Origin of the sequence: Shimia sp. MIT1388 (assembly GCF_047124445.1) — a bacterium.
GTDB lineage: Bacteria > Pseudomonadota > Alphaproteobacteria > Rhodobacterales > Rhodobacteraceae > Shimia.
This window is the reverse complement of record NZ_CP138921.1, coordinates 2,218,363-2,235,956: the sequence shown is the minus strand read 5'-3', so window position 1 is coordinate 2,235,956 and position 17,594 is coordinate 2,218,363. Positions and strand designations below refer to the sequence as shown.

19 protein-coding genes are annotated in these 17,594 nt (G+C 61.3%); 11 read left to right on the top strand and 8 right to left on the bottom strand.

What is annotated here, in order from left to right:
- Positions 1 to 72 precede the first annotated feature (72 nt).
- The 4 genes from SIB92_RS11095 to SIB92_RS11080 all read left to right on the top strand — a co-directional run bounded on the left by SIB92_RS11095 (position 73) and on the right by SIB92_RS11080 (position 3,983).
- Entirely contained in the window at positions 73 to 957 is an 885-nt protein-coding gene (locus tag SIB92_RS11095; protein WP_412552127.1) for an alpha/beta fold hydrolase, read from the top strand.
- Between the two features lie 239 nt (positions 958 to 1,196).
- Positions 1,197 to 2,288 (top strand): ribosome small subunit-dependent GTPase A, encoded by a 1,092-nt coding sequence (rsgA, locus tag SIB92_RS11090; RefSeq protein ID WP_412552126.1) that lies wholly within the window; start codon positions 1,197 to 1,199, stop codon positions 2,286 to 2,288.
- Between the two features lie 121 nt (positions 2,289 to 2,409).
- Positions 2,410 to 2,967, top strand: a complete 558-nt coding sequence (locus tag SIB92_RS11085; RefSeq protein ID WP_412552125.1) for a chalcone isomerase family protein — start codon at positions 2,410 to 2,412, stop codon at positions 2,965 to 2,967.
- A 182-nt stretch (positions 2,968 to 3,149) separates the two neighbouring features.
- A complete protein-coding gene (locus tag SIB92_RS11080; RefSeq protein ID WP_412552124.1) occupies positions 3,150 to 3,983 on the top strand; it encodes a DMT family transporter in 834 nt (277 codons plus the stop codon).
- A 1-nt stretch (position 3,984) separates the two neighbouring features.
- On the opposite strand, the gene SIB92_RS11075 is transcribed toward SIB92_RS11080, so the two are convergent.
- Positions 3,985 to 4,452, bottom strand: a complete 468-nt coding sequence (locus SIB92_RS11075) for an NUDIX domain-containing protein (protein ID WP_412552123.1) — start codon at positions 4,450 to 4,452, stop codon at positions 3,985 to 3,987.
- 61 nt (positions 4,453 to 4,513) lie between these two features.
- Here SIB92_RS11075 and SIB92_RS11070 point away from each other — a divergent pair, with 61 nt between their 5' ends.
- From SIB92_RS11070 to SIB92_RS11060, 3 genes are read left to right on the top strand one after another with little or no spacing between them, the layout of a single operon-like run.
- On the top strand, positions 4,514 to 5,401 hold the full coding sequence (locus tag SIB92_RS11070; protein WP_412552122.1) for an esterase/lipase family protein: 888 nt from the start codon (positions 4,514 to 4,516) through the stop codon (positions 5,399 to 5,401).
- Positions 5,398 to 6,537, top strand: coding sequence for an alpha-D-ribose 1-methylphosphonate 5-triphosphate diphosphatase (locus SIB92_RS11065; RefSeq protein WP_412552121.1), 1,140 nt, complete (start codon positions 5,398 to 5,400; stop codon positions 6,535 to 6,537). Before SIB92_RS11070 ends, SIB92_RS11065 begins: the two co-directional genes overlap by 4 nt.
- Before the next feature lie 50 nt (positions 6,538 to 6,587).
- Positions 6,588 to 7,070 carry a GNAT family N-acetyltransferase gene (locus SIB92_RS11060; RefSeq protein WP_412552120.1) on the top strand — a complete coding sequence of 161 codons (483 nt, stop codon included), beginning with the start codon at positions 6,588 to 6,590 and terminating at the stop codon, positions 7,068 to 7,070.
- Here the strand turns inward: SIB92_RS11060 and SIB92_RS11055 are convergent.
- The 6 genes from SIB92_RS11055 to lgt form a co-directional block, all read right to left on the bottom strand.
- Positions 7,067 to 8,140: a 5-(carboxyamino)imidazole ribonucleotide synthase gene (locus SIB92_RS11055; protein WP_412552119.1), complete on the bottom strand. Its 1,074-nt coding sequence runs from the start codon at positions 8,138 to 8,140 to the stop codon at positions 7,067 to 7,069. The two genes, SIB92_RS11060 and SIB92_RS11055, sit on opposite strands and share 4 nt — an antisense overlap.
- Positions 8,133 to 8,624 carry a 5-(carboxyamino)imidazole ribonucleotide mutase gene (gene purE / locus SIB92_RS11050; protein WP_412552118.1) on the bottom strand — a complete coding sequence of 164 codons (492 nt, stop codon included), beginning with the start codon at positions 8,622 to 8,624 and terminating at the stop codon, positions 8,133 to 8,135. The genes SIB92_RS11055 and purE overlap by 8 nt, the downstream gene beginning before the upstream one ends.
- Positions 8,625 to 8,834: 210 nt before the next feature.
- Positions 8,835 to 8,975, bottom strand: coding sequence for a hypothetical protein (locus tag SIB92_RS11045; RefSeq protein WP_412552117.1), 141 nt, complete (start codon positions 8,973 to 8,975; stop codon positions 8,835 to 8,837).
- Between the two features lie 153 nt (positions 8,976 to 9,128).
- Positions 9,129 to 9,887 carry a peptidoglycan editing factor PgeF gene (gene pgeF, locus SIB92_RS11040; RefSeq protein WP_412552116.1) on the bottom strand — a complete coding sequence of 253 codons (759 nt, stop codon included), beginning with the start codon at positions 9,885 to 9,887 and terminating at the stop codon, positions 9,129 to 9,131.
- Positions 9,884 to 10,942: a class I SAM-dependent methyltransferase gene (locus tag SIB92_RS11035; protein WP_412552115.1), complete on the bottom strand. Its 1,059-nt coding sequence runs from the start codon at positions 10,940 to 10,942 to the stop codon at positions 9,884 to 9,886. Before SIB92_RS11035 ends, pgeF begins: the two co-directional genes overlap by 4 nt.
- On the bottom strand, positions 10,939 to 11,808 hold the full coding sequence (lgt, locus tag SIB92_RS11030; RefSeq protein ID WP_412555828.1) for a prolipoprotein diacylglyceryl transferase: 870 nt from the start codon (positions 11,806 to 11,808) through the stop codon (positions 10,939 to 10,941). The genes SIB92_RS11035 and lgt overlap by 4 nt, the downstream gene beginning before the upstream one ends.
- A gap of 134 nt (positions 11,809 to 11,942) precedes the next feature.
- Here lgt and SIB92_RS11025 point away from each other — a divergent pair, with 134 nt between their 5' ends.
- From SIB92_RS11025 to SIB92_RS11010, 4 genes are all read left to right on the top strand, one after another.
- Complete coding sequence (locus SIB92_RS11025) at positions 11,943 to 12,188, top strand: accessory factor UbiK family protein (RefSeq protein WP_299425247.1); 246 nt, start codon at positions 11,943 to 11,945, stop codon at positions 12,186 to 12,188.
- A 138-nt stretch (positions 12,189 to 12,326) separates the two neighbouring features.
- The gene (locus SIB92_RS11020) at positions 12,327 to 13,052 is read left to right on the top strand and encodes an ABC transporter ATP-binding protein (protein ID WP_412552114.1); all 726 of its coding nucleotides are present in this window, start codon (positions 12,327 to 12,329) and stop codon (positions 13,050 to 13,052) included.
- Positions 13,036 to 15,420 carry an ABC transporter permease gene (locus tag SIB92_RS11015; RefSeq protein WP_412552113.1) on the top strand — a complete coding sequence of 795 codons (2,385 nt, stop codon included), beginning with the start codon at positions 13,036 to 13,038 and terminating at the stop codon, positions 15,418 to 15,420. The genes SIB92_RS11020 and SIB92_RS11015 overlap by 17 nt, the downstream gene beginning before the upstream one ends.
- A 4-nt stretch (positions 15,421 to 15,424) precedes the next feature.
- Positions 15,425 to 16,660: an efflux RND transporter periplasmic adaptor subunit gene (locus tag SIB92_RS11010; protein ID WP_412552112.1), complete on the top strand. Its 1,236-nt coding sequence runs from the start codon at positions 15,425 to 15,427 to the stop codon at positions 16,658 to 16,660.
- Between the two features lie 2 nt (positions 16,661 to 16,662).
- On the opposite strand, the gene SIB92_RS11005 is transcribed toward SIB92_RS11010, so the two are convergent.
- On the bottom strand, positions 16,663 to 17,496 hold the full coding sequence (locus SIB92_RS11005; protein WP_412552111.1) for a PhzF family phenazine biosynthesis protein: 834 nt from the start codon (positions 17,494 to 17,496) through the stop codon (positions 16,663 to 16,665).
- Between the last annotated feature and the right edge of the window lie 98 nt (positions 17,497 to 17,594).

Here is a 17,594-nt window from a genome sequence, read left to right as displayed (position 1 = left end):
CGTCGCGGATTTACAAACCAACGTTGGGCTTTAGTGTCTTCCCAAATAGTGAAGCAAGCGAGGGGCGCCACCATGCAGATCACCGCAAATGGCATTCAGATTGAGGTGCAGACCTATGGGCCTGAGGATGGCGTGCCGTTGGTGCTCATTCGGGGGCTGGGGTCGCAGCTGATCCATTGGCCCGAGGAGTTTTACGAGGGGCTTGCGGCAGTGGGGTTTCGCGTGGTGCTGTTTGACAACCGCGATGTGGGGCTGTCGCAGCGCTGTCCGAAAGCGGGCGTGGCTAGCGATGCGGATGAGATCACGGCGGCGGCATTGGCGGGGGCACCGACGCCTGCGGCGTATCGATTGAACGATATGGCGAAGGATGTGGTGGGCGTGATGGATGCGCTGGGCCTAGAGAGGGCGCATGTGTTTGGCATGTCTATGGGCGGTGCAATTACGCAGCTTCTGTGTATGGATCATGCGGAGCGATTGCTCAGTGGCACCATTGTGATGGCCACCGCGCGGCCGTTTGCGGAGCGGGGCGGCAATGCAGAATGGCTGGCGACCTTGTTGGCGCGGCATGTGGATCGGGAGACCTATATCAAGAGTTGCATTGCCGAGTATATCAATTGGGGCAGCCCGGCCTTTCCGATGACCCAACAAGAGGTCGCGGCGCAGGCGGCGCAGGCCTATGATCGGGCGTTTGATCCCGAAGGTATCAACCGGCAGGTGCTGGCCGTCATAGCGTCCACGGATCGGCGACAAGACCTGACACAGGTGGCGCTGCCCTGTCAGGTGATCCATGGCGACAAGGACACGTTGATCCCGCCGGAAGCGGGGGCGGAGATTGCGGGATTGATCCCGAACTGTGACCACCATCTGATCGAGGGCATGGGGCATGTGATCACGCCGAAACAGGCTCCGATGCTGATTGAGATGATGCAGGATTTCATCACCCGCCGGGCGTCCTAGGCGCACGGGTTGTTGTGGAGTTGTGGGCGGACTATATCCATTCCAGCTTTGATGGAGGTTTTATGGGCCAGAAACTGGATGCCTGATCATGGCGGGTGGCACGATGCCCACCCGGTGCACAACAGAGACAGCGAGACCGGCGTCTTGGCGCGGGGCTGTGCGTTTGTGCCTTTCCCATTTTCTGATACCTTGCGGTGTGGCCAGATGTGGCGCGACCGCTCCATGAGAGACTCTCAACAATGACACGGGACTATTCCCAATTTTTGCCAACAGGGGCTGCAGCCAAAGCGGAAACGCCAAAGCGGTCGCCGTTGGATATTCTGGGCTGGCAATCGTTTTTTGCCCAGCAAACCGATCTGGACATTTTGGAAGCCACGCCGCCGGTGCGGGTGGTGGAAGTGCATCGCAATGGTCTGCGGGTGCGCGGTGATGGCATTGACGCTTTGGTGCCGCCGGGACCGGAGGCCACGGTGGGCGACTGGCTGTTGTATAACGCTGAGCTGCCGAGCCACAGCGCAGTGCTGGAACGCAAGAGCCTGTTCAAGCGCCGTGCCGCCGGGCACGACCGCAGCATTCAGATGATTGCCGCCAACGTAGACACCGCCTTTGTGGTCACCAGTTGCAACAACGACTTCAACGTGGCGCGGTTGGAGCGGTTTCTGGCGCTGGCCTTTGAGGCGGATGTGACGCCGGTGATTGTGCTGACCAAAGCGGATTTGTGTGAGGACACAGCGCCGTTTGTGGATCAGGCGCAGGCGATTTCGGATCGGGTGCCGGTGGTGCTGTTGAATGCCAAAAGCGAGGAGCCCGCCGCAAAGCTGGCGGACTGGAGCAAACCGGGACAGACGATTGCGTTTCTCGGCACCTCTGGCGTGGGCAAATCCACGCTGGTGAACGCGCTGTTTGGCACAGAGCAGGCCGAAACCGGGGCGATCCGTGAAGATGACAGCCGGGGGCGGCACACCACGACCAGCCGACAGTTGCACTTCACCGACGCCGGGCTGGCGATTTTGGACACGCCGGGGATGCGGGAGTTGCAGTTGGCAGAGGCGGGGGACGGGTTGGCAGACTTGTTTGCCGATGTGGTCGAGCTGGCAACCCAGTGCAAGTTCCGCGATTGCGCCCATGAGAGTGAGCCGGGCTGTGCGGTGCGGGCGGCGATTGACGCTGGCACGCTGGATCCGGAGCGGTTGGAGCGCTGGCGCAAGTTGGAAGCGGAGGAGCGGCACAACACCGCCTCGCTTGCGGAGAAGCGGGCCTACGACAAGAACTTCGGCAAGATGATCAAGACCGTGACCAAGGCGCATAAAGGGCGCAAGGGGCGGCGCTAGGCGCCGATCACGGGCTTGTGAACGTTCAGGAACGGCGTGCGGAGTGATCTGCGCGCCGTTTTGCTGCGTATCCCTTTGCAAACCAGCCTGACAAGCGACGGGAGGCGCAAGGCGGATGCACATGCGATTGCCACTTCGGGAACGGGTATTGATGGCGCTGTTGAGCGGCGCGGCCGTGTTGGGCTGGGCGGCAGACGCCTCTGCCAATTCAGCGACCCCAGCGCCGGAGGTGCGCAGCCTTCTGGGGCAGCCACAGGAACTTGGCACGGGACAGTTCCGGTGGCTGGGCTTCAAAGTCTATGACGCACAGATGTTTGCACCGCAGGGGCAGGGGTTTGACCGCAACGGGTCTTATGCGCTGGAGATCGAATACGCCCGTAAGATCAAACGCAAGATTCTGCTCAAGGCCAGTATGGACGAGATGGCACGGATTGAGGGTAAGAAATCCGATCATGGGCAAATCCAGCAAAAGTTGACCGCCTGCTACCGCGATATTCAGCCGGGCGACCGGATTGTGGCCTCGCCCAAGGGTGGCAATGCGTTGAAGTTTTGGGTCAATGGTAAGTCCACCTGTACGTTGCAGCACAATGGTATTCGGGATCGCTACATGGCGATCTGGTTGAGCGACAAGGCGCGGGATCGCGGCTTTGCGCAACAAGTTTTGGCCAGTCAAAAATAGCGCAGCTTTCCGGCTCCCCCTAAACCCCGCACTGTGGTTCGCTTTCCATGGTGCCCGGAAAATGGGTGCTGTTTCCCTGATTGGCCTATCGCCCCGCCTTAGAGTTTGGTCCTTCTCTGGCGGGGCAGGCGTGTGACCCGGCTTGCTTGCTCCGCCGGGTCACACGTGTCACCTAGGGCCTCATGAAATTGTTTATCCTGACCGCTGTGACAATGACGGCTTTTGCCGCGAACTCTGTGCTCAACCGCGCTGCCGTGAATGGCGCTGGCATGGAGGCGGTGGATTTTGGCGTGGTGCGTCTTGTGAGCGGTGCATTGGCTTTGGCGGCCTTGGTGGTTTGGCAGAAGCGTGGCTTTGCGCTGGGCGGGGTCGGGCGCGGTGTCGCTGTGGCGGGGTTACTGGCCTATATCTTTGGCTTTTCGCTGGCGTATCGCGGCCTGGATGCCGGTTTGGGCGCTCTGGTGCTGTTTGGCGTGGTGCAGATCACCATGTTTGGCGGCGCGGTGGTGACGCGCGAAGCGGTGCCGGTGACGCGGTGGTTGGGCGCAGGCCTGGCGCTGGGCGGGTTGGTCTGGCTGTTGGCGCCGACCGGTGGTCCCGCGATTTCGGTTGCGCATGTGGCCATGATGGCGGGCGCGGGGCTTGGCTGGGGGATCTACTCGCTGCAAGGGCGCAAAGAGGTGGATGCGACGCAGGCCACGGCGATGAATTTCATTTTGGCCGCCCCGGTGGCTTTGGCGCTTGGCGCTGCTTTGGGCATGGATATGGAAATGCCCGCGGCGGGCGTGGTGCTGGCCGTGGTGTCTGGCGTGGTGACCTCGGGGCTGGGCTATGCCCTGTGGTACGCGATTTTACCAAGCCTTGGAGCGAGCCGCGCCGCAGTGGCGCAGCTCTCGGTGCCAGTGATCGCGATGGCCGGCGGCATGGCGTTTTTGAGCGAGCCGCTGACGCTGCGCTTTGTCGGCGCGGCGGTGCTGGTGATTGGCGGCGTGCTGGTGTCTATGCGTAAAGTCTAGGCTAGAACTTCAACAACGGTTCCAGCGCGTCGTAGTGCACGCCGTCGCCCCAGGCCACATCTGGCAGGCTGAGCGGGCGGTAGGAGATCTGGTCTATTTCTGCGCGGGAAAAGAAGCGACGCTTTGAGACGATGTTTTCCGGGTCCTGCCAGCTTTCGTCCAACGCTCCATCGGTGATGGTACAGCGGAAAAACAGATCGACCTGATGAAAATCGCTCTCCTCATCGTGGAACTCGTTGATCAGGCAGGGCGCGCCAACGGAGACCGTGAGCCCACATTCCTCATGCACTTCGCGGATCAGATTGTCGGCCAGGCTGCTGTGTTTTTCGACCCCGCCACCGGGCGCGCACCAGAGCGCGCCTTTGTGATCCGGGTAGGCGTTGACCAGCAAGAGGCGGTCCTCGTGCAGGATCACGGCGCGGGCGGCGAGACGCAATGGGCGCGACTTTGGTGGGCGAAGGGTTGCCATTGTGGCGCTTTCCGTAAGGTTTTTGCTTTTGTAGGCCCCGCTTAGGGCCTATCTCAAGTCTATGGTTCGATTTTTGAAAATGGCAGCGGTGCTGGCCTTGGGGCTGAGCACGCAGAGTTTTGCAGAGCAACAGACGGCGGAGGCCGCTGAGGCCGGGCCGCAGGAATGCGTGATCCTGTTACATGGGTTGGCACGGTCTGAGAGTTCCTTTGTTTTGATGGAACTGGCGCTGGAGCGCTATGGCTACAAAGTGGTGCGGCTGGGCTATCCCTCCACCAAAGAAGAGATCGAGACGCTGGCGGATATGACACTGCCCAAGGCGGTGGCCAAGTGCGGCTGGACCAAAGTGCATTTTGTCACCCATTCGATGGGCGGCATTCTGACCCGCGTGTGGTTTGAGAACCATCGCCCGCCGGAGCTGGGCCGCGTGGTGATGTTGGGGCCACCCAACAAGGGCTCGGAACTGGTGGATGAATTCAGCTACCTGGAGCCGTTTGTCTGGCTCAACGGCCCTGCGGGGATGCAGCTTGGCACCGATGGCTTGCCGGCCAACCTGGCACCGGTGGATTTTGAGCTGGGTGTGATTGCCGGAGACAAGTCGCTCAACCCCTATTACAGCAGCCTGATTGCTGGGCCGGATGACGGCAAGGTCTCGGTGGAAAGCACCAAGGTCGAGGGCATGGCGGATCACATTGTTTTGCCGGTGACCCATACGTTTATGATGAACAACCCTATGGTGATTGTGCAGGTGCGCGAGTTTTTGGAAAAAGGCGCCTTTGACCATGATCTGGAGTGGGGCGACGCGGATGCCACCCTGCGGGAATTGCAGCGGATTGTGGATGCGGATGGCGATCCGGAGGCGGAAAAGGAAGACGATCTTTGGGATCGGATCTGGCGCGAGATCGTGGGGCCGAGTGCTTCGGCTCAAAGCGGAGCGGAGAACCAATGACGGACCTGCTGTTGCACGGCGCAGACGTGCTGCGCCCGGAGGGGTTTGCGCAAGAGCCGCTTGGAATTGTGGCTGGCAGGATTGGAGACGCGGACGGTGCGCGGCAGGTGGACCTGCGCGGGTATCAGATTTTGCCAGGCATCGTCGATTTGCACGGCGACGGATTTGAGCGGCATTTGGCACCACGTCGCGGGGCGATGAAAAACCTAGGCGACGGGTTGGTGTCGGTGGATGCGGAACTGGCGGCCAATGGGATCACCACAGCGGTGCTGGCGCAGTTCTGGAGCTGGGAAGGCGGGATGCGCTCGCCAGACTTTGCCCGGCGGTTTTTGGAGGCGCTGTCCGCCACCGAAGGGCTGCGCACAGAGATGTTGGTGCAGCTGCGGTTCGAGAGCCATTTGCTGGAGGATTACACCGCGTTTGAGGCGGCGGTTGCCGCGTTTGACGTGCCCTATGTGGTGTTCAATGATCACTTGCCGCATGCGGCCTTGGCCAAGGGAAAGAAGCCGCCGCGTTTGACCGGACAGGCGCTCAAAAGCGGGCGCAGTCCGGAGGCGCATCTGGCGTTGCTGCAGGCGTTGCATGCGGTGACGGAGTCTGTGCCGGAAGAGGTGGCGCGGTTGGCGGCGCGGTTGGCGGAGAAAGGCGTGCAGCTGGGCAGCCATGACGACGACAGCGCCGCGACGCGGGAGACTTGGCGCGGTTGCGGACTGTCGATCAGTGAGTTCCCCGAGACCCTGGCGGCAGCGGAGGCGGCCAAAGCTGCGGGCGATCCGGTGGTGATGGGCGCACCCAATGTGGTGCGTGGCGGCAGCCATTCCGGCAAGGTGTCGGCAGCGGAGATGGTTGCGGCGGGATTGGTGGATGGCCTGGCGTCAGACTACCACTATCCTGCGCCACGTCAGGCGGTGTTGCGGCTGGTGGAGGATGGTGTCTGTGACTTTGCACAGGCCTGGGCGCTGGTGTCGGCCAAGCCTGCAGAGGTGCTGGGGCTGAATGATCGCGGCACGTTGGAAGCGGGCAAGCGCGCGGATCTGGTGATTGTGGATGCGGAGAGCGGGCGCATTGGGGCCACCTTGGTGGGTGGACAAGTGAGCTTTATGGCGGGCGATGTGGCCGCGCGGTTTATGGGGTAGGGGCTTTGCCCCGTCACCGCATGGCGGTGACTCCCCAGGATATTGTTTGAATGAGAAGGTGTTGGGCGGTGCCGGGTTTTGAGTTTGGAGATTTGCAGGCGGTGCCGCGGGCGCTTTTGGTTGCACAGATGGCGGATGCGCGGGTGGCGGAGCATTTGCCGCTGCTTGATGGCGCGTTCGATGTGGACGGTTTTTTGCAGATCAAGGCGCAGCGTTGGGAAGAGGATGGGCTGGGCCATTGGGCAATTTGGCAAGGGGATGTCTTTCTCGGCTGGGGCGGCTTTGAGAAGGAGCGCGACGTCTGGGATTTTGGCCTGGTGCTGACGCCGGAGGCCTTTGGGCAAGGGCTGGCGATCACGCGTCAGGCGCTTGAATTTGCGCGGGAGGATGCACGTATTGAAGCGGTGCAGTTCCTGCTGGCGCCAACGCGGCGGTCAGTGAAAGCTTTGGCGCGGATGGGAGCCGAAGAGGTGGGGGAGGTCCGCTATGGCGGGCAGACCTTCCGCCGGTTTTTGCTGGATATGCAGGGCTAGTCGCCGCGTTTGATGCGGTTGACGTGGCCCATTTTGCGGCCCGCTTTGGTTTCCGCTTTGCCGTAGAGATGCACGGCGGTGTCGCGCTCTTGCAGCAGCTCGGGCAGGCGATCCATGTCGTCACCAATCAGGTTTTCCATGACCACATCGCTGTGCCGTTGGCCGTCGCCCAAGGGCAGGCCGGCGACGGCGCGGATGTGTTGTTCAAACTGGTCCACAGCGCAGCCGTTTTGGGTCCAGTGGCCGGAGTTGTGCACTCGCGGGGCGACTTCGTTCACGATCAGCCCGTCTTTGGTGACAAAGAGCTCCACGCCCATCACACCGACATAGTCCAGTTTGTTCAGGATGTTGGCGGCAAGCAGAACGGCGTCCATACGTTGCCCAGCAGACAGGCGTGCGGGCACAGTGGTGGTGGCAAGGATGCCGTCTTTGTGCACGTTTTCGCCGGGGTCAAAACAGGCAACCTGACCGTCGATGCTACGGGCAGCAATCACGCTGACCTCGTGGGAGAAGTCGACAAAGCCTTCCAACAGGGCTGGCGCGCCAGCCATATCGGCCAGAGCCGCGTCGGCATCTTCAGCAGTTTTCAGGCGGGCTTGGCCTTTGCCGTCATAGCCAAAACGGCGGGTTTTCAGGATCGATGGCGCCCCGATTTCGGCAACGGCTTTGGCCATGTCGTCGGCGTCGGTCACGTCTGCAAAAGGCGCAGTTTTCAGGCCAAGGTCTTGCAGGAAAGTCTTTTCCGTCAGGCGGTCTTGGGAGACCCGCAGCGCTTCGCGGTTTGGGCGAATGGGCTTCTGGCTCTCTAGAATGTCGAGAGCCTTGGTTGGGATGTTCTCAAACTCATAGGTGATGACATCAACCACAGAGGCGAAATGCAGCAGCATTTCTTCGTCTTCATAAGGCGCGCGCGTCACCACATCCGCCACATGAGAGGCTGGTGGGTTCAGGCTTGGGTCATAGATGTGGGTTTTGAAGCCCAGGCGGGAGGCCGCAACCGACAACATGCGGCCTAGTTGGCCACCGCCAAGGATGCCGATTGTGGCACCGGGTTTAAGCGCTTCAGTCATCTTGTGGCTCATCTGGGATGGAGGCAGAAAGTGCATCGCGCCAGGCGTCGAGACGGTCGGCCAGATCGGTGTCTTGCAGCGCCAGAATGCCGGCGGCCATCAGACCCGCGTTGGCGGCACCAGCGGCACCAATGGCCATGGTGGCAACTGGGAAGCCCTTGGGCATTTGCACGATGGAATAGAGGCTGTCGACACCGGACAGTGCGCGGGTTTGCACCGGCACGCCCACAACTGGCACGCGGGTTTTGGAGGCCATCATGCCGGGCAGATGGGCTGCGCCACCAGCGCCTGCAATGATCACCTGAAGGCCGCGACCGGCGGCTTCCTTGCCGTAGGACCAGAGGCGATCCGGGGTGCGGTGGGCGGAGACAATCTTCTTTTCGTAAGAAATGCCCAGCTCTTCCAAAATGGTGGCTGCTTCTTTCATCGTGGGCCAGTCAGACTGGCTGCCCATGATGATGCCGACTTGAGGTGTGTCCGTCATATGCGCCTCTGAGATCAGAATTTGGCTCGCGTTATAGACGGTTCAGGAATTTAAGCAATGCGGCGGGTTGGGGTTGCGGAAATGTGGGTGCTTCGAGGTGTGTGGCGCGCGCTGGTGCTCAAAAATTGCACATACAGGCGACGGTAAAAACGCAAAAGCACCTTGCCAAATTGCAAGATGCTTTGCGGAAATACGAGGTAAGGCGGGTGCTTAAGCTGCTTGCTTGAGCGTCACGCCCTTGCGCTTGGCGATGAAAGCGGCGCGGCGTGCGCCCCGGGCCCATGGCATTTGTGGCGCGTCTTTTTTGGATGCTGCAACTACGGATTTAACGAAGCGGCTCTGGGATTTCATGTCTGCTCTCCTTGGCATGTCTTGGTCTCTTGTGGACCATTGTTTCCAACTTGAGATCAGTCTCGTGTCGAAATGGGGCAGAGATGCGGCAGGATTGGTCAGATTTGAGGAAAATAGAGAGACAAATCTGCGGTATTCGCAGAAAGCCCTTGTTTACAAGCGGATAGAGGCGATCAGGCGGCCGTAGTCGGCTTCTTTGGCGTGGGTTGTGCGCCGGTAAGAGTAGAATCTGTCCGGGTCAGAATAGGTGCAATGGCGGGTCCATTCGGCTTTGCCAATGTTTGCTGCGTGTAAACGATGCAGGCCGTAGGCGGGCAGGTCGAAGAGTTTGCGATCGCCATCGCCATCTTTGAAGAATCGGCTATTGCCAGCGTCTTCGCTGAGGAAGGCATCGAGGAACTCCGGGCCAACTTCGTAGGCCTCTTGGCTGATGCAGGGGCCGATGACGGCGTGGGTGTTGGCGCGGGAGGCGCCGAGGGCTTCCATGGCGTCCAATGTGGCGTCGAGCACGCCATCAAGCGCACCGCGCCATCCGGCGTGGGCGGCGCCAATCACACCTGCGTTGGCGTCGGAAAACAGCACAGGTTGGCAATCTGCGGTGAGAATCGACAGGGCAATGCCGGGGGTGGCGGTGACAATGGCGTCCGCGCGGGGGCGTTCACCGTCGATGGGCGCGGCGATTGTGGCCACATCGGCGGAGTGCACTTGATGCACGGAGGCAAGGTGGGAGAGCTCCACATCCATAGCGCTGGCGACACGCTGACGGTTGATGGTGACAATCTCGGACTGATCGGAGCTGCCGATGCCACAGTTCAACCCGGCAAAGACGCCGGACGAGGCGCCGCCGCGACGGGTGAAGAACCCGTGGCGCACGGGGGCAAGCAGGTCTGAGGTCAGTATCTCAAGCGTCATATGGTGCATCCTGGTGGAGGGGTGCCGTTTTCCGGGAAGAGCGCGAGCACTTTGAACAGGTTTCCCATTTCCTCGGGGTGCGTCAAGCGGCGATGGGCGGCGATGTGCGATTGCAAGGCGTCACCGGTGAGGCGGGAGGCCAAAGCTTGGGCGCGGGGCGTGATGCCGAGTTGCTCCAGAAAAACGCCTTGGGGCGTGAGCTTGCTGTGGGCGCAGGAGGCGGCTTGGGCAAGAGCCTCAAAGTCGACATGCGCGGTGATGTCCGCCTCGCCGGGAGTGGCGAGCGGGTTGGCGTATTCGTGATTTTGCAGAGCCTGCAGGGTGTCGCCCTTTGAGCGCCAGTCGCCGTAGTCGATCAGCAGCGCCGTGCCACCATGATCGCGAATGCGGGTGCCGATTTCGTTGGCTACGGAAAAGGCGGGGGCGCAGGTTTCGACAATCATGTCTTGCGTTGTGTCGGCAAGCCGATGTTCGAGCTGTGGCTGCGGCAGTTCGGGACCAAATGCAAAAGTCAGGGCGCCGTCGCGCATGGCAATCAGGCGTTCGTGCCAGCCGGTGGGGCCGCGTTGGAACTGGCGGATGGGCAGCGCGTCGAAGAATTCGTTGGCCACAAGAAAGATCGGCTGCTGTGGCAGGGTATCGACAGTGCCGTGGTGGATGATCTCGGCCGTGATGGTCTCTCTTTGTTTGGCGCGCAGGGTGGCTGAGGCTTCGACAAGGTGGATTTGCGCGGCGGTGTGGAAACCGGGCACCGCGCGGGTGGCGCGCAAGATGTCGGCCATAAGCGTGCCGCGACCAGGGCCAAGTTCGGCCAGCGTGAAGGGCGCGGGGGCGCCTTGGTCGAGCCACGCCTGCGCCAGCGCGAGACCGACGAGTTCGCCAAACATCTGGCTGATCTCCGGCGCAGTGGTGAAGTCGCCCTCGGTACCCAACGGGTCACGTGTGGTGTAATAACCCATGGTGGGATGCATCAGGGCTTCGCTCATGAAGTCGGCCACGGTCATGGGACCGTGGGCTTCGATGCGCGCCAATAGATGTTGGGCCAGATCGCTCATGACCGGCGGGCGCGCAGGATCAGGTAGGCGCCAAGGGCGATCATTGGCAGGGACAAGAGTTGGCCCATGGTAAAACCGTAGCCGCCAAATTGCAGGGCAAGGCCCAGCGGATTGCCCTCAGAGATGAACTGCGCGTCCGGCTGGCGGAAGAACTCGACGATGAAGCGGGCAAGGCCATAGCCCACAAAGAAGGTGCCGGTGATGGTGCCGGGGGCTTTCAAAGCGCCGCGACGGTAGGCGAGGTAGAGCATGGCCACGCCGAGGATCAGACCTTCCATCAGCGCTTCGTAAAGCTGTGACGGGTGACGGGCACAAAGCGCGGCAAGCTGGCCGCAGTCTTGCGCGGCGTGACCGGGGAAGATCACCCCCCATGGCAGGTCGGTGGGGCGGCCCCAAAGCTCAGCGTTGATGAAATTGGCGATGCGGCCGAGGAACAGGCCGACGGGCACACCAAGCGCCATGGCGTCGCCCACTTGCAGTTTGATCAAGTCATGTTTCTGGCAATAGAGCCAGCCCGCGACGATGACGCCCAACATGCCGCCGTGGAATGACATGCCGCCGTCCCAGATGCGGATGATGTCGCCGGGATTGGCGAGGTAGAAGGCAGGTTTGTAAAACAGCACATAGCCAAGACGTCCCCCGGCGATCACGCCGAGGATCACCCAGGTGAGCAGGTCTTCGATCTGACGCGCGGTGATGGGGGCGGTGTCTTTTGGCCACAATGCAGGGCGGTTCACGGTGGCCACCACAATGCGCCAGCCGATCAGGATGCCAACGATATAGGCCAAGGCGTACCAGCGCAGGGCAAATTCCATGCCAAACAGCGAGATGGAGAAGATTTCAGGGGAAATATTTGGGAACTGAATGGGACTGCTCCGTCGCTGTCTGGGCCGCGTGGGTTTGCGCCACAAGTGGCCTTGCCGTTGCGACAAAGTCAACCTTGTGTCTGAGCGGGTAGATGCCCATATAGGCAGTCAGGATCAGATAAGCGGAGAGTGCGATGCAAACCCGGAACAAATTCATGGACGACATGTCTCAGTTGATGACCAACGCCATGGGTGTGGCTCAGGGCGCCAAGGACGAGGCCGACAACGCGATGAAGTCGTTGATGGACCGTTGGCTGGCGGATCGGGATTTTGTCACCCGCGAAGAGTTTGATGCGGTGCGTGGCATGGCGCAGAAAGCCCGCGAAGAAAACGAAGCCCTGAAGGCGCGCATTGAGGCGCTGGAAGGCAAGGCGGGCTAAGGCGCGCTAACAGTTTGATGAGAGAAAGGCTGACCTTGGGGTTGGCCTTTTTTGTTGGTTAGGCCGGATTTGGCGCGGCGCTTTCACCACATGGACACCCCTTGGTTGTGGAGCTAGGCTCTGCGCAAGGAGAGGGCCATGGCCAAGGATGACAGATCCCAACTTCCGACATTCCGCACGCGGGGGCTGACCAAAGTCTACGGCGAGGGGGCGGCGGCGGTGCATGCGCTGCGCGGCGTTGACCTGACCATTCCCAAAGGGGAGATGGTGGTGCTGTTGGGGCCGTCGGGGTCCGGCAAGTCGACACTTCTCAATATCATTGGCGGCTTGGATCGTTCGAGCGATGGCGATGCGTTTTTCCAGGACCAGAACCTAAGTGAGATGAACGACCGGGCGCTGACGCTCTATCGGCGCGATCACGTGGGTTTTGTGTTTCAGTTCTACAACCTGATGCCGAGCCTCACGGCGCGGGAGAATGTCGAGCTTGTGACCGAGATTGCCGATGACCCGATGGATGTGGAAGAGGCGCTGCGGCTGGTGGGGCTGGGCGAACGCATGGATCACTTTCCGGCGCAGATGTCGGGAGGGGAGCAGCAGCGCGTGGCGATTGCGCGGGCGATTGCGAAGAACCCGACGGTACTTTTTTGCGACGAGCCGACCGGGGCGCTCGACAGTAAGACGGGGCGGCAAGTGCTGCATGTGATCAATGACGTGAACCGCAAGCTGGGCGCGACAGTGATGATAGTGACCCACGCGGCGGCGACGGCGCAGATGGCGCATCGGGTGATCCATTTTGCCGATGGCGCGATCCGGGAAGTGGTGGAGAATGAGACCCGCCTCAGCCCGGATGAGATTCATTGGTGATGTGATGCGGGCGCTGGATCAGAAACTCCTGCGCGATTTGTGGCGCATCAAAGGGCAGGCCGGGGCGATTGCCTTGGTGGTGGCTGTGGGCGTGCTGCTGTTGGTGATGATGTCGGGCATGATCTCCTCGCTCGAAGAGACCCGCAGCACTTACTATGAGCGCTACCGGTTGGCGGATGTGTTTGCGCCGGTGACGCGTGCGCCCAAGAAGATGTTGGATCGGCTGGCGGAGATTCCCGGTGTGGACGCCGTGGAAGGGCGCATTCAGGGCGGCGCGCTGGTGGATATGGCGGGGCAGGATTTGCCGGTGCGGGCGCAGGTGGTGTCTTTGCCGGAATGGCGGGAGCCGCGGCTCAATGGCGTGTATTTGGCGGAAGGGCAAATGCCGCAGGCAGGGCGCAATGATGAGGTGTTGATCCTGCGCAGCTTTGCCAAGGCGCATGATCTGGCGCTGGGCGACCGGCTGGCCGCAACAATGCATGGCAACCGGCGCGATTTCCGCGTCGTGGGCATCGCACAGGCCCCGGAATTTCTGTTCAACGTACCTGCGGGAGAATTTGTGCCGGATGACAACCGCTTTGCCGTTCTATGGATGAATGAAGAGGCCTTGCAGGCGGCGTTTGACTTGAAAGGCGCGTTTAACGAGGCATTGCTGTCTTTGGAACGGGGCGCGCAGGTGGAACAGGTTCTGACGGCAGTGGACGCGATGTTGGCGCGCTACGGTGGGTTGGGGGCTTATGGCGTTGCGGATCAGATGAGCAATCGCTTCCTGAGTGAAGAAATCAAGGGGTTGAATGCCACGTCTAAGGCAGTGCCGCCGATCTTCATGGGGGTGGCAGCCTTCCTGCTCTATATTGTGATCAGCCGCATGGTGCAGGCGGAGCGGGAGCAGATCGGGCTGATCAAGGCCTTTGGCTATACCGATGTTGAGGTGGCGCTGCATTATGTGAAGCTGGTGATTGTGATCGCGTTGGCCGGGGCTTTGTTGGGCTGTCTGGGGGGCGTTTGGTCGGGGCGATTGCTGGCTGGGGTCTATCAGTCGCTGTATCACTTCCCGTTTTTGGTGTTTCGCGTGGAGCCGTCGAGTTTTGCGGCGGGCATTCTGGTGAGCGTTTTGGCGGCCGTGGTGGGCGGCGCGTCGGTGTTGCGGCGGGTGTTTGCCCTTACACCTGCGGTGGCAATGCGGCCTCCGGCGCCTGCGGATTTCTCCCGTTCCGGCGCGATTTCGGACTCGCTGAAGCGGTGGCTCGATCAGCCCAGCCGCATGGTGCTGCGCCGGGTGATGCGCAATCCGGGACGGGTGTTTGGTGCGGTGCTTGGGATCGCGGCGGGTATGGGACTGAGCTCTGCGCAGCTGTCGGTCATGTCGGGTTTCAATGATGTGTTGGACAAAACCTATGGCGTGGTCGATCGCAGCGATGTGGCGGTGACGTTTTTTGAGCAAATGCCGGAGAAGACGGCGTTTGACCTGGCGCATTTGGCTGGCGTGATCGAGGTGGAACCAACCCGCGCGGTGAGCGCGGTGTTGCGTCACGGGCCGGAGTATTATCGCGGGGGGATCACCGGATTGGTGCCCGGGGCCAAGCTGTCCCGAGCGCTAGACAAAGACGGCGCGGATATTGAGATGCCGACGCGGGGCATCGTGTTGGCCAAGGCTTTGGCGGATATCCTGAAGGTGCAGCCGGGTGGGACCATCACGGTGGAGGTGCTCGAAGGGCGGCGGCCGGTGTTGGAGCTGCACGTGGCGCGGATTGCGGAGACGCTCTTGGGCGCGCCGGCCTATATGCAGCTTGAGGCGCTGAACACGGCGATGAACGAACCGGGTCGGATTTCCGGTGCCTATATGCGGGTGGATGCCGAGGCCTATCCGGCGCTGTTTGCCGCGCTCAAAGATGTGCCGAAAGTGGCGGGGGTAACTCGGAAAGATGACGCGCGGGCGGCGATGAAAAAGCTGATGGATGCGGGGGCGGGCACGATGCGCTTTGTGATGGCGGCGATTGCCGGGATCATCACCTTTGGCATTGTTTATAACGCGGCGCGGATCAGTTTTGGCGAACAGAGCCGCGATCTGGCCAGCCTGCGGGTGATGGGGTTCAGCCAAGGGGAGGCGAGTTTCATCTTGTTGGGTGAGTTGGCGCTGGTGGTGATCTTGGCGATTCCGATGGGCGTTTTGCTGGGCTATGGGCTGTCATTTCTGGTGGCGGCGGGCTTCAGCACGGACCTTTATCAAATTCCCACCGAGTTTAAGGCCGATGCCTATGGCGTGGCCGGATTGGCGGTGGTGCTGGCGGCGCTGATCAGTGGCTGGATGGTGAAACGAGAGATTGGCAGGGTGGATCTTGTGGCCACGCTGAAGACGAGGGAGTGAGGGCATGGCAAAGCGGCGACAATCACGCAAAGGGCTGACACTTGTGGCGGCGGCGCTGGTGGGCGCGGGGCTGGCGGCGGCGTTTTGGCCGCAGCCGATGCTGGTTGATCTGGGCGAAGTCAAACGCGGCGCGATGATGGTGACCGTGGATGAGGAGGCGCGCACGCAGGTGCGCGATCCTTATGTGGTGAGCACGCCGATTGCCGGACGGTTGCTGCGGGTGACGCTGGAGCCGGGGGACTATGTCGAGAAGAACAAAACCGTGGTGGCGCGGATGTTGCCGACCAATCCGGCGGCGCTTGACATTCGCACACGCGAGCAGGCGAACGCGGCCATTGCAGCTGCGGAGGCAGCTCTGCGGGTGGCCGAGGCGGATCTGAACAAGGCGATGGCGGATCGGGATTTGGCCGACGACGATGTACAGCGCGGCCGCAAGCTTTTTGCGCAGGAGACAATTTCTCAGGCGGCATTGGACCGGTTGGAAGGCACAGCACGTAGTATGAATGCGATTGTGGACACCGCGCGAGCGGCCATTTCCATGCGGGTGGCAGATTTGAAGAACGCCCGCGCCCGGTTGATCAGCTTTGACGATCAGGGGCTGTATGATGCGGCCACCGGCGCCGATGCGACGCCGATTGATGTACCCAGCCCGATTTCCGGCCGGGTGCTAAGGGTCATTCAAAAGAGTGAGACCACTTTGGCGGCGGGGGCGCCGATCCTTGAGGTCGGTGACACGCAGAGTGACCTTGAGGTGGTGGTGGAACTGCTCTCGACCGATGCGGTGCGCGTCGATGTGGGCGATCGGGTGCTGATCACCAATTGGGGCGGGGATGGTGATTTGCAGGGTGAGGTGGAGCGGATCGATCCCTGGGGATTCACCAAATATTCTGCGCTGGGCGTGGAGGAACAGCGGGTGAATGCGGTGATCCAATTCACCGATGACCCCGAGGCGCGCGCCACTTTGGGCCATGGTTTCCGCGTGGAAACTCGAATTGTGGTTTGGGAGGCTGAGGATGCGCTGATCGTGCCCTCCAGCGCTTTGTTCCGGCAAGACGGCGGATGGTCGGTGTTTGTGGCAGATGCAAGCGGCGCGGCGGTGCTGACCCCGGTCACGCCAGGGCGCAACAACGGCATTGAAGCCGAGGTGATCGACGGATTGGACGTGGGCACAGAGGTGGTGCTTTACCCTTCCGCAGGGCTGGTGGATGGCACCAAGATTGCCCCGCGGGTGGCGCAATAACGTCAGAGCTTCAACGTGCCAGTGATGCCGTCTTGCACAGCGCCGCCGACCCATATGTCCGCGCCATCCTGCAGCACATGCACGCGGCCTTTGCGGCCCAACAGCGTGCCTTGTGCGGCGATGTAGTCGCCAGTCGCGATGCCGTCCGCCAATAGCCACTGGGCGATGCCCGCGTTGAGGCTGCCTGTCACCGGATCTTCAAAGCCACCCGCCGAGAAAGCGCGGACTTCGAAGTCAAATCCATGTCCTAGTTCCCCAACCGGCGCGACCAGGCCGATGCGCATGCCTTTGAGGGCGGCGTAGTCCGGTTTGGCCTGCAACAGGGTCTGACGATCTTTGAGCAGGAGCGCGGCCCAGCCGGGTCCATTGTCGACCCAAGCGCCAGCTTCCACTTTTGCGTCCTGTAAACCAAGAGCGGCTGCGATGCGGTCAATCATGTCTGCGTCCAGCGGGCCGCTGCGACGCAAAGGCGGGGCACAAAAGTACAGGCGGCCTTGGTCGCGGCGGATGTGGATCAACCCCGCGCCGCATTGTTGCACCACGTCTTCGCCCTGAGGTTGGCCGCCCTGGCATAGCCAAACGTGACAGGCGCCCAAAGTCGGGTGACCGGCAAAGGGCAGCTCTTGCAAAGGGGTGAAAATTCGCACGCAGTAGTCGGCCCCGTCATCAGTGGGATGCAGCAGAAAACAGGTTTCGCTGAGATTGGTCCAATGGGCCAGCTGCGCCATCTGGCTTTGGTCCAGGCGCTCGGCATCGGCTACCACTGCGAGCGGATTGCCGTAACTGGCTTGCTCGGAAAACACATCCACTTGGGCAAAAGGAAAAACGTTGGTCATGGCAAAATCATAGAAAAGGGGGAGGGGAGAGCAAGTCTCTCCTTGGGCCTGCGACCAAAGGACGAAGACTTGTGCTTAATAGAGTTTAATCCACAACT